Origin of the sequence: Fibrobacter sp. UWH4 (assembly GCF_900142475.1) — a bacterium.
Lineage (GTDB): Bacteria > Fibrobacterota > Fibrobacteria > Fibrobacterales > Fibrobacteraceae > Fibrobacter.
Map to the genome: position 1 here is coordinate 431,997 of NZ_FRAY01000004.1, position 15,387 is coordinate 447,383.

Annotated in this window: 11 protein-coding genes; 3 read left to right on the top strand and 8 right to left on the bottom strand. The window is 51.8% G+C overall.

The window, feature by feature from the left end:
* Positions 1-55: 55 nt before the first annotated feature.
* A complete protein-coding gene (locus BUA93_RS09835; protein WP_072978963.1) occupies positions 56-562 on the top strand; it encodes a RidA family protein in 507 nt (168 codons plus the stop codon).
* A 48-nt stretch (positions 563-610) separates the two neighbouring features.
* Here the strand turns inward: BUA93_RS09835 and BUA93_RS09840 are convergent, their stop codons facing one another.
* The 8 genes from BUA93_RS09840 to BUA93_RS09875 form a co-directional block, all read right to left on the bottom strand.
* On the bottom strand, positions 611-1,114 hold the full coding sequence (locus BUA93_RS09840) for an HD domain-containing protein (protein ID WP_072978964.1): 504 nt from the start codon (positions 1,112-1,114) through the stop codon (positions 611-613).
* Between the two features lie 83 nt (positions 1,115-1,197).
* Positions 1,198-3,810 (bottom strand): DNA mismatch repair protein MutS, encoded by a 2,613-nt coding sequence (mutS, locus tag BUA93_RS09845; RefSeq protein WP_072978965.1) that lies wholly within the window; start codon positions 3,808-3,810, stop codon positions 1,198-1,200.
* The gene (gene scpB / locus BUA93_RS09850; protein WP_072797100.1) at positions 3,810-4,517 is read right to left on the bottom strand and encodes an SMC-Scp complex subunit ScpB; all 708 of its coding nucleotides are present in this window, start codon (positions 4,515-4,517) and stop codon (positions 3,810-3,812) included. Before scpB ends, mutS begins: the two co-directional genes overlap by 1 nt.
* Before the next feature lie 85 nt (positions 4,518-4,602).
* Entirely contained in the window at positions 4,603-6,816 is a 2,214-nt protein-coding gene (locus tag BUA93_RS09855; RefSeq protein ID WP_072978966.1) for an FISUMP domain-containing protein, read from the bottom strand.
* Positions 6,817-7,035: 219 nt separating this feature from the next.
* Positions 7,036-8,400, bottom strand: coding sequence for an ATP-binding protein (locus BUA93_RS09860; RefSeq protein WP_072978967.1), 1,365 nt, complete (start codon positions 8,398-8,400; stop codon positions 7,036-7,038).
* Positions 8,401-8,801: 401 nt separating this feature from the next.
* Positions 8,802-9,989 carry an FISUMP domain-containing protein gene (locus BUA93_RS09865; RefSeq protein WP_083597304.1) on the bottom strand — a complete coding sequence of 396 codons (1,188 nt, stop codon included), beginning with the start codon at positions 9,987-9,989 and terminating at the stop codon, positions 8,802-8,804.
* Positions 9,990-10,007: 18 nt separating this feature from the next.
* Positions 10,008-11,015, bottom strand: a complete 1,008-nt coding sequence (locus BUA93_RS09870) for a fibrobacter succinogenes major paralogous domain-containing protein (RefSeq protein ID WP_139257946.1) — start codon at positions 11,013-11,015, stop codon at positions 10,008-10,010.
* 18 nt (positions 11,016-11,033) lie between these two features.
* Positions 11,034-12,347, bottom strand: coding sequence for a fibrobacter succinogenes major paralogous domain-containing protein (locus tag BUA93_RS09875; protein ID WP_175547416.1), 1,314 nt, complete (start codon positions 12,345-12,347; stop codon positions 11,034-11,036).
* Between the two features lie 246 nt (positions 12,348-12,593).
* On the opposite strand from BUA93_RS09875, the gene BUA93_RS09880 reads away from it, so the two are divergent.
* Together BUA93_RS09880 and BUA93_RS09885 are read left to right on the top strand one after the other, a co-directional pair.
* Entirely contained in the window at positions 12,594-13,412 is an 819-nt protein-coding gene (locus tag BUA93_RS09880) for a TIGR02147 family protein (RefSeq protein WP_072978970.1), read from the top strand.
* Positions 13,409-15,205: an FISUMP domain-containing protein gene (locus BUA93_RS09885; RefSeq protein ID WP_072978971.1), complete on the top strand. Its 1,797-nt coding sequence runs from the start codon at positions 13,409-13,411 to the stop codon at positions 15,203-15,205. The genes BUA93_RS09880 and BUA93_RS09885 overlap by 4 nt, the downstream gene beginning before the upstream one ends.
* Positions 15,206-15,387 lie beyond the last annotated feature (182 nt).

Here is a 15,387-nt window from a genome sequence, read left to right on the forward strand (position 1 = left end):
TATGCTAAAATATTGTATATTAAGTTGTATAGGAGCAGAATAAAAAGGAGTCTAAATGGATCAAATCGTCAAGAAAGTTCAAGAACTGGGGCTAACGCTCCCCCAATGTCCGGCACCGCTTGCCGCATACGTCCCGGCCACCCGCAACGGCGACACGATTTTTGTCTCGGGTCAGCTTCCATCGGTCAACGGGGATTTTTCGGCATTCTGTGGATCGGTCCCGAAAGATATTTCTGTTGAAAAGGCCGCCGAAGGCGCCGCCATCTGCCTCATGAACAACGTGGCAGCCGCCCTTACCCTGCTCGAAGAAGACGAAACGCTTCGACTCGTGCAGATGCAGGGCTTTGTGCAATCCGCCGAAGGTTTCCATGAACAGCCCGCGGTACTGAACGGAGCAAGCGAACTGGCCGTTAAGATTTTCGGCGAAAACGGTAAACACGCCCGAACCGCCGTCGGAGTAAGCGCGCTTCCCAAGAATGTCGCAGTCGAAATCAGCTGCACCTTCCAGGTCATCAAGGCCGAAGCCAAGTTCACCGGCCGCTACGGATGGATCGAAGGATAACCTCGATTAAATCTTATTATTACGCCCGCTCAACAGAGCGGGCTTTTTTCACACCGTAACCGTCTTCAGCCATTCGCGCATTTCATAGACATCGACTTTCGCCTGCAAGGACTTGTGGGCGATTCTTGCACCCGGATTGGTCGCCATCTTTTTAGGATCCAGATGCATACCTACGCGGCCGAGGTCTAGGCGGTCGGCATCGTAGCAGGTGTTGATGGTCGGATCATCGGTCTGATGTTCCTTAGTGTGATAAAAGCAGGCGTGATAAAGTTGGTCGAACTGTTCCTGCGTAATATCGAGGAGTCCCTTTTCGAAACATTCCTTGGCAAAAGCCGCGCTGCGCTCGCCATGCTCGCCATCGTAGCCGTCATCTTCGCGCTTGCAATCGTGAAAGAGAGCGAACAGTCGCACGACCGTCACATCGGCACCTGTAATAGGCGCAAGGAGCAAACCGTTGAATTCCACCTGCCGCCAATGAGCAAGCCCATGAATCGTCGAATCCACGATTCGGTTGCTATAGACAAACTCTTGTAAAGCAGCAAAGTCTAGCATAGATCTAATTCAGATTTCGGTGTTCGGAATTCAGAATTACCTATATAAAATTTAATTCATAATTCTGAAATCTGAATTCCGAATTATTTTCCGTAGTGCTCCTTCAGGTCCATCAGGCATTGGAGCGCCTGCATCGGTGTCATTTCTTCGGGTTTCAGGCGGCGGATTTCTTCTTTAAGGAGCTGCGTGGATTCGTCAGGGGGAGCGAACAGGTCGACCTGCGGCTTTTCCATGAGTTTCTTGTGGGTCGCGCCATCGCTCGGGTCAATCTTCTGCTTTTCGAGGCGCAAGAGAATCTTGCGGGCGCGGCGCAGCACGTTGTTCGGGAGGCCCGCCATTTCCGCTACGTGAATACCGTAGCTGGAGTCGCAAGCGCCTTCGAGAATCTTGTGCAAGAAAATCAGCTTGTCGCCCTTTTCCTGAACGCCCACCTGGAAGTTGCCGGCATGTTCAAGGCTTTCGACAAGGCCCGTGAGTTCGTGGTAGTGCGTTGCAAACAGCGTAATAGCGGCGCGGGCCGGTTCATCGTGCAGAGTTTCCACAATCGCCCACGCAATCGAGAGACCGTCAAAGGTGCTGGTACCGCGACCGATTTCGTCGAGAAGCACCAGGCTGTGCGAAGTCGCATTGCGCAAGATGTTCGCAGTTTCGATCATTTCGACCATGAACGTCGAAAGGCCGCGGCTCAGGCGGTCGCTGGCACCCACGCGGGTAAAGATGCGGTCCACCACGCCGATGCGTGCACTTTCAGCAGGCACAAAGCAGCCGATTTGCGCCATGAGCACAATAAGCCCCGTCTGGCGCAGGTAAGTCGATTTACCGGCCATGTTCGGGCCCGTAATGAGCATCAGGCGGGTCGCTTCGGGCGAAAGGTTCACATCGTTCGGGATAAAGTCCAGGTCGGAATTGACCGCGACAATCACCGGATGGAAACCACCCTTGATTTCGATACCCGAGCCTTCGAAGACTTCGGGGCGAACGTAATTGTACTTGCGGGCGGCGCGGGCAAAGCTGTAAAGCGTATCCACGTGCGCAATCGCATTCGCAATTTCTTGCAGTTCGGCACGCCAGCTGTTCACGCGTTCGCGCAGTTCGCAGAAAATCTTGTATTCCAGCGCATGAATGTTGACTTCGGCGTTACTGATGATGGATTCGCATTCCTTCATCTCGGGCGTAATGTAGCGTTCGCCATTCACCGTCGTCTGCTTGCGGATGTATTCGTCGGGAATCGGACTTGTGGCCTTCGCCATCTGCGCCTTGGTAATTTCGATGTAGTAACCGAAGACACGGTTATAGCCCACCTTGAGGCTCGGGATGCCGAGGCGTTCTCGCTCGCGAACTTCCAAGGAGGCTATCCATTCGCGGCGTTCCTTGATGTCTTCGTTCATGGCATCGAGTTCCGCGTTTGCACCCGCGCGAATCATGCCGCCCTCGCGGACGGTCAGCGGCAAGTCATCGTTAAATTGCGAGAGGAGTTCTTCGCCGCGGCCACGGGCGGCAATGAGGGCCGCTCGCATCGGTTCAAATATCGGCGAATTCAAGCCCTCAAGTACATCGGCCACCTTGGATGCCTGCGAAAGCGAACGGCCCATGCCCGCCAAATCGCGGGCATTCGCGCGGCCAGAACCGACGCGGCCCATCAGGCGTTCCATATCGAGAATCGAAGTCAGCGATTCTTTCAGTTCATCGAGAGCGACCGGGTTGTTAACGAGTTCTTCGACGGCTTCTTCACGTTCCTTAATGCGGTCCACCGAAATCAACGGGTGACTCACCCATTCCTTCAAGTTGCGCCCGCCCATGGCCGTCACCGTAAAGTCGAGCACGTAGCAAAGCGTGCTGCTGATATCGTCGGCATTCAGCGGGCGCACCAGTTCCAGATTACGCAGCGTGCTCGGGTCAAGCGTCATGTAGTCGTCGAGATTCAGAATCTCGAGCGTCGTAAAGTGCGAAAGTTCGGACTTCTTCTGGTCCATCAAGTACTGGAGAAGCGCTCCCGTCACCTGGGTTTCGACCACTCGCCCATCGAGACCGAGACCGTCCAAAGCCTCGACCTTAAAATGCGTAAACAGCACATCCTTCGCGGAATCTTCGCCGAACAGGAAAGCCGGAAGTTCTGTCACCAGAATGTTTTCGGAGCGGATCAAGTCCATGACGCCGCTAGGAATCACGGTTCCTTCGGGCACTACGACTTCTTTCGGCATACGGCGGCAGAATTCACATTCGAACGCCTGCACCGAGCTCTTGCACGCGGCCAGGTAGCCGGTCGTCACGTCGGCAATCGCAAACGAGACCGAGTCCTTTTCGGGAATGAAAGCGCAAAGGTAATTCGCCTCTTTCGCATTCAAGTTCGACTCGTCCATTGCAGTGCCGGCACTGATGATTTCTACAATGTCGCGCTTGACGATTCCCTTCGCGAGTTTCGGGTCTTCCACCTGTTCGCAAATGGCAATGCGGTAGCCCGCCGCCACCATCTTGGGCACGTAGCGGTCTGCGGCATGGTGCGGGAACCCGCACAAGGGTGTAGCTCCCGAGGCGCCGTTGTTGCGGCTCGTGAGCGTGAGTCCTAAAATCTTCGAGGCAACCACGGCATCGTCTTCGAAAAGTTCGAAGAAGTCGCCCATTCTAAAAAACAAGATGCAGCCGGGATTCTGTTTCTTGATCTCGTAATACTGCTGCATTAACGGGGTCACAGCCATTAGGCATCTCCCATCGACAATTCAACCTGGTCCGGATTTTCTTCGGGCTGCACCGGTTCTTCGGGGCTCACCGATTCGGGTTTAGCGTACTGCGGCACCAAGGCGCCCGCTTCCAGAAGTTCGCTGAATTCGCGGAGGCGCGGCAGGTCTTCAGGAATGCGGTTGATGCCGAAATACTTCATGAATTCCTGCGTAGTCACGTAGGTATAAGGGTTTCCGACCGTATCGGCGCGGCTACCCAGCGCGATAAAGCCCTTGTCGAGCAGGTTACGGATCGGGCCGTCCACCGACGACACGCCACGCACCTGTTCAATGGCCGCCTTGGTAATCGGCTGCTGGTAAGCGATGACCGCCAAGGTTTCAAGCGCCGCCTGGCTGAGCCTGCGGGCATTTGCCTCGGGGAACAGTTTGCGCACCCAAGGGTAATACTTCGCACGCGTGCGGAAACGGTAACCGCCCGCCTGTTCCACGATTTCGAACGGGGAATTAATCTTGTTCAGCGAATCGTTCGCCGCAATCAAAGCATCGGACACCAAACGCGCATCCAAAAAATCGCCCAGAATTTCACGCAACTTCTTGAGCGTCACAATGTCAGGAGACGCAAACACCAGCGCCTGGATAATGCGGGCCAAATCCTCTTGGCTCTCGACTTTCGGGAGTTCCGCCGATTCTTCGGCCAAATCGTCCAAATTCTGATTTTCTTCCATACATCCGCAAAATAAAAATTTTCACCGCGGCAAGTAAAGCGCCCACCAAGGATTTCACTCTTTTAGGCGAGTCCGGGTCAAAATTCTATTCATCCTGAACACATCTAATTCCATAAGCGGCAAAATTTCTGCTTGTAGCAGTCGGGAATTCGTACAGGAATCGGCTTGCGTTATAATTAAAATTCAAATACCCCGCTTTATATTTCGAGTCCGATGCATAAGCTAGGTACGCAACTCCATTTATATAGTAATCATGCGATAGATACCCCGAAGGAAGAATCGAAAAACCATAGAAATTCAATCCATTTTCATCTGCTTTCCAACCATCTTCAGAACGTAACATAAGCCCATTAGGACAAAATACAGCCTGCTGAGGGATATCATCTTTTATATACGAAAAGAGCTGATTCCATTCAGTATAGTTCGGGATATGCCAACCGGAGGGACATAAACGGACACTACTATCCATAATAGTCTCGTATGCATAAAGGCGACCATACTTTGCACAGCTATCAGGTTCATTTTGAAGACAAAAACTCAATGAATCTTTTTCTTCATTTGATTCTAGATAAGCGTAATCTAAATTTTCGGCCATCCAATTTTGGTCACCGATTTTGGTCGTATTATACTTCTTTCCGTCCCTAGCATCAATCAATGTTCCATATTCATAATCAGAATGCAAATTTTTTATACAGCGAACAGGAATCTGCGTTGCATAGTCAACAAATCCCTCATACTCAGAATCGGCATCTTCTAACTTAAATATATACTGTGCATCTCTGCTGCCTAAAATATCCCTAGCCCAGAGCCAACCCGAAGTTCCGTTTCCATTTAACTCGCCACTACGAAATGTTCCTGAAATATATCCAGAAGGAGTTCCCGAAAATCCAAAGACATCCCTACCCGGTTCAATATCAGGATGGTAATTCCATCCGTCTGTTGATTTTAGCGCAGATGCAATCGAGATATTTTCCCTATTGCGATCCACATAGGCTACCAGCGAATCCCATTCGCTCATATAGGGCAGATGCCATCCCTGGGGGCACACAGCACGGGCTTGATTCGCTGTATAATATTTTCCTCCGTACGAAGTACTGGATGCATTCAAAGTGTCGTAATCAAGATTTTCAGCCATCCATTCACGAGGTCCAATCTTAACGGTTTTATATTCTTTTCCGTCTCGTTCATCCTTCAAAGTTCCATACGAACCTTCATACCCCTTTATAACAATTGTATCGGCGGGATTCTTTTCAGAAACATCCTTAATACAACGGACTGAATAACTCTCATCAACGAACCACGATTGAATGCCACTCCACATATCAACATCTGACAAGCGGTATGTATCACACTGTTGAACCCAATGATCTCGTTTCGGATGGAGAGATGATGTCCAAAGCCGAGTTTCATCACCATTATCTTTGTATGCAGACTCTTTATAAAAACCTGCAGGTAATGCCGAAAAGCCAAACCGGTCTAATTGAGATTTTTCCCATTCGTATTGAGATTTCAGACCATTATGTCCCCCCGCGTTTTCGCTTAAAATTTCGTATTCACCCGACGAAGGTAAATGCCAACCGGCAGGACATGCTCCTTTTGCATTTTCATAAATATATAGGGCACCATATTTTTCGCAATTCGTTTCCAACTTATCATAGCAGTGAGATTTCACAACCGAATCGCTAAAATTCATATTTTGCGCCATCCAGGTCTGAGTTCGTTCCCCGACACCAATGACAATTGTTTTGTAGACTTTTCCATCCCTTTCATCCAAAAATTCGCCATATTTGCCAGATTTTAACAAATCCTGATTAAGGAATTCCGTTGTGACACATTTGTATTTTGAACAGTCGCAAGTCCCCGAAGAAACGATTTTTACATCAACGGTATCGTGATTTGAGGCTGCCCCGCCGGTAGCGCTACTCGACAAGCCTTCCTTGTCGGCAGTCTTGGAGTCGCTGGAGCCGTCGGGATTCTTGCTGCTCGACGACTTTGTAGAAGTCGAACTCGGCTTTGCCTGGTCGTAGGACTTGAACCACTTTTCGCCGTCGCATTCGTAGTTCTCTTCGAGTTCGGTCACATAGACCTTCTCGCCGATGACATCCATGCTGCACTCGTATGTTTCGAGTTCCGCCTTGTCCGTCACTTCGGCAGGGAGTCCTTTCGCGCTCGGCGAAGACGAGTCGTCGTCCCCGCAGGCGGAAAGGGCGAAGATTGCCGCCAACAAGATGATGGCTAGAGATTGCTTCCCCTGAAACAAGTTCAGGGTCGCAATGACACGCTGGAAAGACTTCTTCATAAAAACATCCCTTCGTAAACCTTACCCCCTAAAAATAACAAAGCACCCCCCTGCACCGCAAGCCTTCAGCGCACATAAAAACAACTTTTTTCAAGTTTTCCGTCAAAAATTTTCTATATGACTCAACCTGGGACATATAGGAGTTATAACCTGCCAAATGTAGGCATTTTATGGTAGATTTGGGCAAATAAATTATTCAGCAGAAAAATAATTTTCCTACTAAATAATTTTAAGGACATCTTCCGGCAAAAAGACAATTCCATCCGTCTTGTCGCGAGGTCTTTCTTTCAAAAAAAGAACCGGGACGATTTTTCTATACTTGTGGACGAACGGCAATTTCTGGACCTGCTCATTCAGATGAGCAAACAGGCGCCCTGCATTTTCGCTATTCGTCCATTTGCATTCCCCGACAAGTAGCGTTTTCTTGTCCATGCTTTCGGCAACGACATTGATTTCGATCCGTTCTGACTTGCCGACATTGCCCCACCACCTGGAAGCCACATTGAACATCTCGCCACCGACAACCTGCCCACTAACCGCCTGCCGGCAAAGGCGTTCCCAGCAAAATCCTTCAAATTCAGGGAAATGCTGTTTTACGATTTCTTCCACGTAATCAACACGCCCCAGTTCCAACAGCGAGCGATACGGGCTGATAAACCGGTAATAGAAACTGATAAACGGGTCGGACAAGTGGTAAATGCCGTGCTTGCTGTTTTTAGGATTTTCACCGAAAGGGATTTCCCGGTCCACAAGCTGCATGGTCACAAGCCTTTTTAAAGGGGCGCTCAAAGTCGCCGCATTCTTTTCGGCACGCGCCGCAATCTCCGAAATTCGGTTCGCACCGTTCCCGATGATTCCAAGAAGTGTGGAAGCCTGCACCAGGTCGCGCATGTCGTCGCGCAAAATATGCACAGGCTCGTCATGAAGGACGCCCATGGGAGAAAGGGCCAATTCCCTCAGGGCCGACTTGAAATTCCGATACCGTTCACGCAATTCCCAATAGCGGGGCACCCCGCCCCAAACGGCATATTCAGAAACGGCCTCCTTTGCCGAAATTTTCAACGCAGAAGGCAAGTAAGAAACCGGAATAGGCTTCAACCGGAGAATTTCATGGGCACGCCCATACAACGGCGATTTTTCGTCGAGGGCGACATCGAACATCATCTGTTGCGACGAGCCGCAAATCACCAGGTTGAAGTTCAAGGACTTTTCGTCCAGTAGCTTCTGCAGCGTAGAGGGCAACATCTCGCAGGATTTCACAAGATACGGGAACTCGTCCAGGCAGAGCGTAGAACCCTTCGCGCACCTGTAGTTGAAAGCCCTAAAAAGCGACTCCCAGTCGGGGTAAGCAACGGAATCGAAACCCTCATACCGGACTGCAATCGCCATGGCCAGGAAACGCCGCTGGGCGGATTCTTCTGAACGGTCCGCCATAAAATAGATATCGTTTTCCTTCAAGACGCGCTTTAACAAGGTGGACTTGCCCAACCTGCGACGGCCATAGACAACGACAAAAGACGCCCCCTTCCGGGAGAGTTCCGCCTTCAGCCTTTTCGATTCTTCTTCACGATCTAGGAATTCCATACCCCTAATATAACAAATTATTTAGCAGAAAAATAATTTTCCTACTAAATAATTTTCGAAATTTAGCCATTTATTGGGCGTTCCCCGGCCCCAACTTGTCATCCCCGCAACCTTTCTTGTCATCCCCGCGAAGGCGGGGATCTCCCAGCGTCAGCCATGGGCCGGGTCGGGTGCTGCTCGCCGAGCACGCTCGGCTCATCGAGCCTTGCGATGTGTCATCCTGAGCGAAGCCCGTCAGGGCGAAGTCGATATACGAAACTTGGCAACTTGTTGCCTTAGTTGAGTTAGGTTCGAAGGAGCAGAATCTATCGCAAGTCTCGCCACAAAGGTGCGACGCCCCCTAACGCGATTCCAGTGTGTAATGTGAAGTGTGGGGTGTGGAATGATTGTTTATCGGCGGGTTATTCCGAGTCCTTGATGCAACGGACGGAGAAGCCGTTTTTCTTCCACTCGCCCCACAAAAGGGCGGAATCGTCGTCGTGTTGCAATCTCAAACAGTAGGATTTGTCGCTACCGTACACACTAGAAGACCAGAAGAACGTACCAACGCCCTTTGACCTAAAAAATTCTCCGATGTACATAAAGCCTGCAGGGAGGGCTGAGAAACCAGAGGCATTCGTTCCCGACGTAGAAGTCGAATATTCCTTCCACCAGTCCGCAGTCTTCAACTCTACACTAGCACCAAGGTAACTCCAGTAAGTAGTTAGGTCTTCAACGCCGCTCGCTATTGGTTCTACCAGTTTCTTCCACTCTTCCTTTGTAGGCAAATGCCAGCCTTTGGGACAAACGCCCTGCGTACCTTCGTTGCCAATGTCGCAATTGTAGTGATAGCCACAATTGACCTTATTCATTGCAACTTCCCAGGTGTACAGGCGACCGTACCTGGAGCAGTTCGCAGCAAACTCTTCTTCCGTCAAAACTCTTTTACTGATTTCATCAAGGGCACCGTCACCATAGCAGCCGCTCCATGCATACCTACCCAAGCTGGACACATCGCCCGGATCGTAATTCAAGTTCTGGGCCATCCATATCTGATCTCCGATTTTAACCGTCTTATAGACTTGTCCATCGCGTTCATCGGTAAACTCGCCATAGTTAATGTCCGGATTCAAGTAATCCCAGGCGGTTTTGCTAGACCCCTCGACATCGCTCGGGGTGACACTCGAAGAACTAGAGTTGCTGGACTTGGTCGATGTTCCTGCCGAAGAAGGATTGTCCTTGCTGTCGCTGGAGTCGTCGGTCACTTCGGCGGGATCGTTGGACTTGCTATCGCTCGACTTGTCACTCGATGAAGAGAAGTCGCAGTCCATCTTCTCGATGAGAGTCCCGATGACCCAGCCGTTGTTACCATCGCACACAGCCATGTCATGGTATTCCGTCAGGTAGGTGGCAACGCACTTCTGACTCTTGCCGCAGTCGTAGTCTGACAGTTCCATGAAAGTCTCGACGGTGTCAGGAATTCCACCACGGTTCCCGCCACTACCATTATCGTCACCCGCCGACGACGAGTCATCGCAGGCGGAAAGGGCGAAACCGAGCACCCCCGCAAGGGCGCAGACCGTAAACATTTTCGCGAATGTATTTTTCATAGCAAAACCTTTTGGAATTTATTCAGAGTCCTTGATGCAGCGGACAGAGAACGCGTCGTACTTACTCTCGTCGTACAGGTAAGCACCCAGGTATTTGTGGTACAAGACCATGCCGTAGGTGTAGTAGATATTGTGCTCGCTAGACGACCAGAAGCGGGCGCGGTCGCCGGCACTGTTGAAATCGCCATTGTCGTCTCTGCGGCCTGCAGGGAGAGCGGAAAAGCCGTAGTAGTCGATACCCTTGGTTGACTCGGAGTAATAGTTCCATCCTTCCTCCGACTTCAACTTTCTACCAGCAACATTTTCTCCTCCAACATTCCTAAACAAGGTCTCCCATTCATTGTAACTTGGCAGGTGCCAGCCGGCAGGGCAAATACCCTGAGAACCTTCGTAACTGTTGTTGCAAGATTCTCCATAGCCACAACCAGCCTTGTCCATGGCCACTTCCCAGGTGTACAGGCGACCGTACTTGGCGCATGAGTCCGCCTTACCGCCATAACAGCCACTCCAGGCATAATCGCCCAAGGAGTGCACATGATTTTCGTCTGGCGCATAGTTCAGATTCTGAGCCATCCAAACCTGATCTCCGATTTTAACCGTCTTATAGACTTGTCCATCGCGCAGGTCCTTCAGGGTGTTCTTATCGGCGTCATAAACGCTGGAGTCGCTGCTGCCGCCGGGAACGCTTGCGGAAGAGCCTTCCACGCCTTCGGAGCCGCTGGAGTCAGGCTCTTCGGAAGCGCTGGACTTGGTCGATGTTCCTGCCGAAGAAGGATTGTCCTTGCTGTCGCTGGAGTCGTCGGTCACTTCGGCGGGATCGTTGGACTTGCCGCTGCTGGAGATTGCTTCGTCCTTACAGTCCTCGCAATGACGAGATGACGATGACATTTCGGCACTGCTACTCAGGACACTTGTTTCGCCGTCATCACCCCCCGCCGACGAAGAATCGTCACAGGCGGAAAGGGCGAAACCGAGCACCCCCGCAAGGGCGTAGACCATAAACTTTTTCGCGAATGTGTTTTTCATAGAGAAACCTTTTGAGATTTAGTCCGAGTCCTTGACGCAACGGACCGCGTGGCCGAAGTACTTTGTGCGGTAGCTCCAAGTCGCGAGCGCAGTATAGTAGGTCATCTTCATGATGTACGCGTTGTCCCCCATGTACTCCGAAGAGGACCAGAAGTGCGAGTATTGACCCGCGTAGTAGAAGTACCCGCCGGTCTCTTTGGCGCCGGACGGGAGCGCCGAAAAGCCATAAGCGTCCGTGCCGATGACATCCATGCCGCGGTACGCATCGATTTGCCAGCCTTCAGTCGTCTTCAGCATCGTTCCCGCAGTAGACACACCGCCCACCGCGTCGATCAGCACATTCCACTCCGCCGTATCGGGCAAGTGCCAGCCGTTCGGGCAGACGCCCTGCACCCTTCCGGTATCCGCCGCGCATTTCCAACCACGACCGCAACCGGTCTTGACACTGTCCATCGCCCCAGCCCAAGTGTAGAGACGTCCATACTTGGCGCAGGAGTCCGCACTTTCTTTGTAGCATTTGCTGCCAAAATTCTCGCCATGAAAATCATTGTAGTTGTAGTCGAAATTCATGTTTTCGGCCATCCAAATCTGCTCACCAATCTGAACAGTCTTATAAACCTGACCATCTCGCTCATCGAGAATTTCACCATACTTACCCGCTTCAAGGAATTCCTGGTTCAGGTATTCTGTCGTGAAGCAGTTGTATTTGGAACAATCGCATGTTCCAGACGGCATGACCTTCGCTTCGGCATAACTTTTCGGAACTTCGCCCTTACTAGACGAAGACTCTAACTTGTCCGCGGAACTGCTGCTGGACGAGTCACCCGACTTCACAGAACTTGAACTCTTGGAGTCAGAAGAAGTCTTGGTTTCTTTCGCCGAACTGCTGGACTTGGCGTCGCTGTCCGGCAGCCCCTTCTCCACCGACGAACTGGAGCCTTCGGCAGGCCCACTATCCTTATCAGTGGCCTTGGCGCTCGACGAAGAAAAGTCGCAGTCCATCTTCTCGATGAGAGTCCCGATGACCCAGCCGTTGTCGCCATCGCACACTGCCATGTCATGGTATTCCGTCAGGTAGGTGGCGACACACTTCTGACTCTTGCCGCAGTCGTAATCCGACAGTTCCATGAATGTCTCGACGGTGTCAGGAATACCACCACGATTGCCGCCACTACCATTATCACCCCCCGCCGACGACGAGTCATCGCAGGCGGAAAGGGCAAACCCAAGGCAAAGTGCCGTCAGGATGGATCCTATCGCCGCTGATTCTATCGGGGCTCTGCCCCTCCAGAATGACAGGCTCCAGGATGACTGTAAAAAAGAATTTCTCATAAAAAACATCCCTTTGTAAACCTTACCCCCTAAAAATAACAAAGCACCCCCGTTCAGCGCAAGCCTTCAACGCACACAAAAAAAACTTTTTTTTCGCTTCGGACAAAAAATTTTCTATATGTCTCACATTGCGACATATGGAGAATTTTCTTAAAGGGAGAGTGATAAAAAGCATATCTTATCAAAATTTTCCGCTCCGTAAAAATTGCAATTTTTTCTCTAATAAGGTAAATTTGAAGAAGCCCTATGAAACCGATATCCGACTACAACGACTACCGCCCTTTTATCAGGGATTTCTACGAAGAACGTAAGTTGATGACGGGTCTGTCCTGGCGCGGCTTCAACAAGATGGCGGGATATGCCAATACAAGATTCTTGAAACTTGTCTGCGACGGAAAGTCAAAGTTGAGCAGTGTCGGCGCAAGTCGCCTGGCAAAACTCATGGGGCTTTCCAAAATCCAGACATCCTACTTCTTGGCACTTGTCACCTACTGCAATTCTCCCGTAGAAAAGAAGAAACTTGCCGCCCTTGAACACATGCAGTCCCTGGCAAAGGACGACAGGATCCGGGTCGTAGGGGGCGACGGCTACGAATACTTCAAGAACTGGTGGAACCCAATCTTAAGGGAACTTGCCCCTAGGGTCGCCAATGCCACGCCGTCAAAAATCGCGAACATGCTCCACGAGAGCGTGACTCCCGAGAACGTGAAGAAATCCCTGGATTTCCTGGTCCAGGCGGGGTTTCTGAAGGAGCGGCGCAACAGGTATGTCCAATCCGACAAGGCAATCCTTGGCTCGTCCGAGAAGATTCCGCGGGCCATCCGCGGCATGCACAGGCAGATGGCAAGGCTTGCGGAGAAGGCCGTCGAGGCATTCCCCGTAACGGAGCGCAACTTTTCGGGAATGACGGTCGCCGTGAATCGTGCGGCATACGAGCAGATTGTAAACGAACTGGACATCTGCCGCAAGAAAATCGCCGGAATCGTTTCTGCCACGGAGAGTTGTGACCGAATTTACAGGGTGAACCTGCAGTTGTTCCCGTTGACAAAAGAGATTAAAAAATGAGATTTTCCCCGAACATTCTATCCATCCCCTGCCTTGCGTTCCTGTTCTGCACCGCCTGCAGCGATTCGGAAAAGGAAATCGCCAACGGCTACACCGAAGAGCAGAACGCCAGCCTGGACAGCGCCGCCTATGCAAGGCTCATGACATGGGAACCCAAGGTCGCCCTGAGGCTCGTGGAAGTCAAGGACAAGGAACGGGGCTTGTCGTGGTTCGATGTCGATTTTACCACAGCCGCCAAGCCCTACTACGAGCATGCTGGCGAAACCGTCGGCGAAGCCTGCACCGTGAAGCTGTATGCCGAACAGAACGGCGTCCGCATGAACTTGACTCGCACCTACAAGAAGAACATCTATACGGAATTTTTGAATCGGGATTCGCTGGACGCTGTAGTGGAGGATCACCTGGACAATTCTTACGGCGACAGTGCCACAGCAAGTTGCCGGGCGGATTCTACGGCCTTCGCAGACTACTGTGCCGAAAACGACGGCGTCTTCACGGACTATTTCAAACTGGAAAAATGCAGCGTTCTGCACCTCTCGTGCGTCATGAAGTTCACGCCGAAAGTTGCCGCCGATGAATACTTGCAGGCTACGGCCAAGAGAATGAAGGATATCTGCATTGCCGAGTTCTACGCCCCGGGAGAAGACGCTGAAGCCGATTCCACGCTCCTTGTGGACAAGCGGGACGGTCAAGTGTACAGGACGGTAAAAATCGGCGAACAGGTGTGGATGGCGGAGAACCTGAACTACGCCTATCGGGCTTCTTCGGAAACCATGGATTCCCTCAGTTACTGCCCGGAAGGAAATCCCGCCAACTGCGAAAAATACGGGCGGCTCTATACATGGGCCGCGGCAGTGGACTGCACCGAAGAGCCCTGCGATATCGGGCGCAATGTCCAGGGGATATGCCCAGAGGGCTGGCGCGTGCCGAACCTTGACGACTTCGAGATTCTCGAAGAAGAAATGGGCGGGCGCGACGTCGCCGGGAAAAAGGCGGCGGCAGAAGAGTTCATGGGAACGGACGATTACGGGTTTACGGCACTGTTCCCGGGTTATTCCGTTCTGCCGCCCGAAACGGAAAGGCAGGAAAAGTATTTCGGCTACGGGGCCTTCTTTATCATGACTTCGACGAACATGGGAATCCCGCAGCATTGGACACTCCTTTTCGGCGATACCAGCTCGATTGTCCAATTGGCTTCGCCATACGCATTCGAATCGCTCCGCTGCATAAAGGGCGCGGCGACGGATATTCCCTGGGGCGCCGTGGACCCTACTCAGGTTGTCGCCGGGACCTTCACGGACGAGCGCGACGGGCGGACTTACGCCACCACGACGATAGGCTCGCAGACCTGGCTGGCCGAGAACCTGAAATACAAGGGGGATTTCACGAGTTACTGCTACGAAAACGACGACGAGAACTGCGAAAAATACGGCAGGATGTATTCTCCCGACGACGCCAAGACGGCCTGCCCGGAGGGTTGGCGGCTGCCGTCCGCCCAGGACTTTGTAGACCTGGAGGATAACACCGGGAAGGACATGACTGCTCTCAGGACGACCGAAGGCTGGGAAAGCGGAAACGGAAGCGATCTTTACGGATTCAGCCTTTACCCGGCAGGACGCTACAGCATCATCGGAAACACCCTGAAATTCGTGCAAATGGGAGTGGCGGCCTACCTATGGACGGACACGGAAAGCGAATTCGGGACGCTCGTTTTTGACGGACTCAATGTCGGTTACCCGGCAACGTCCATGACATCGGGCAACTACCTGAATGTCCGATGCCTAAAGGATTGACGAAGCGAGGGGGGCGAGCCGCAACCGTGCCGGGACGCCATGTGCGAAACGCATGGATAGGCGACAATAAAAGCCCCGTGCATTGCGCGGGGCTTCATCATATATAAGGAGTATTGGTGACGGTTACTTCTTCTGGAGCGGGGTATCCTTCAGGATTTCTTCGACCAGGTTCTTCATGTTTT

Excerpts from the sequence above, each read along its gene's own strand:
- BUA93_RS09835 (WP_072978963.1), top strand. The coding sequence starts at position 56 with ATGGATCAAATCGTCAAGAAAGTTCAAGAACTGGGGCTAACGCTCCCC.
- BUA93_RS09840 (WP_072978964.1), bottom strand. The coding sequence starts at position 1,114 with ATGCTAGACTTTGCTGCTTTACAAGAGTTTGTCTATAGCAACCGAATC.
- mutS (WP_072978965.1), bottom strand. The coding sequence starts at position 3,810 with ATGGCTGTGACCCCGTTAATGCAGCAGTATTACGAGATCAAGAAACAG.
- scpB (WP_072797100.1), bottom strand. The coding sequence starts at position 4,517 with ATGGAAGAAAATCAGAATTTGGACGATTTGGCCGAAGAATCGGCGGAA.
- BUA93_RS09855 (WP_072978966.1), bottom strand. The coding sequence starts at position 6,816 with ATGAAGAAGTCTTTCCAGCGTGTCATTGCGACCCTGAACTTGTTTCAG.
- BUA93_RS09860 (WP_072978967.1), bottom strand. The coding sequence starts at position 8,400 with ATGGAATTCCTAGATCGTGAAGAAGAATCGAAAAGGCTGAAGGCGGAA.
- BUA93_RS09865 (WP_083597304.1), bottom strand. The coding sequence starts at position 9,989 with ATGAAAAATACATTCGCGAAAATGTTTACGGTCTGCGCCCTTGCGGGG.
- BUA93_RS09870 (WP_139257946.1), bottom strand. The coding sequence starts at position 11,015 with ATGAAAAACACATTCGCGAAAAAGTTTATGGTCTACGCCCTTGCGGGG.
- BUA93_RS09875 (WP_175547416.1), bottom strand. The coding sequence starts at position 12,347 with ATGAGAAATTCTTTTTTACAGTCATCCTGGAGCCTGTCATTCTGGAGG.
- BUA93_RS09880 (WP_072978970.1), top strand. The coding sequence starts at position 12,594 with ATGAAACCGATATCCGACTACAACGACTACCGCCCTTTTATCAGGGAT.
- BUA93_RS09885 (WP_072978971.1), top strand. The coding sequence starts at position 13,409 with ATGAGATTTTCCCCGAACATTCTATCCATCCCCTGCCTTGCGTTCCTG.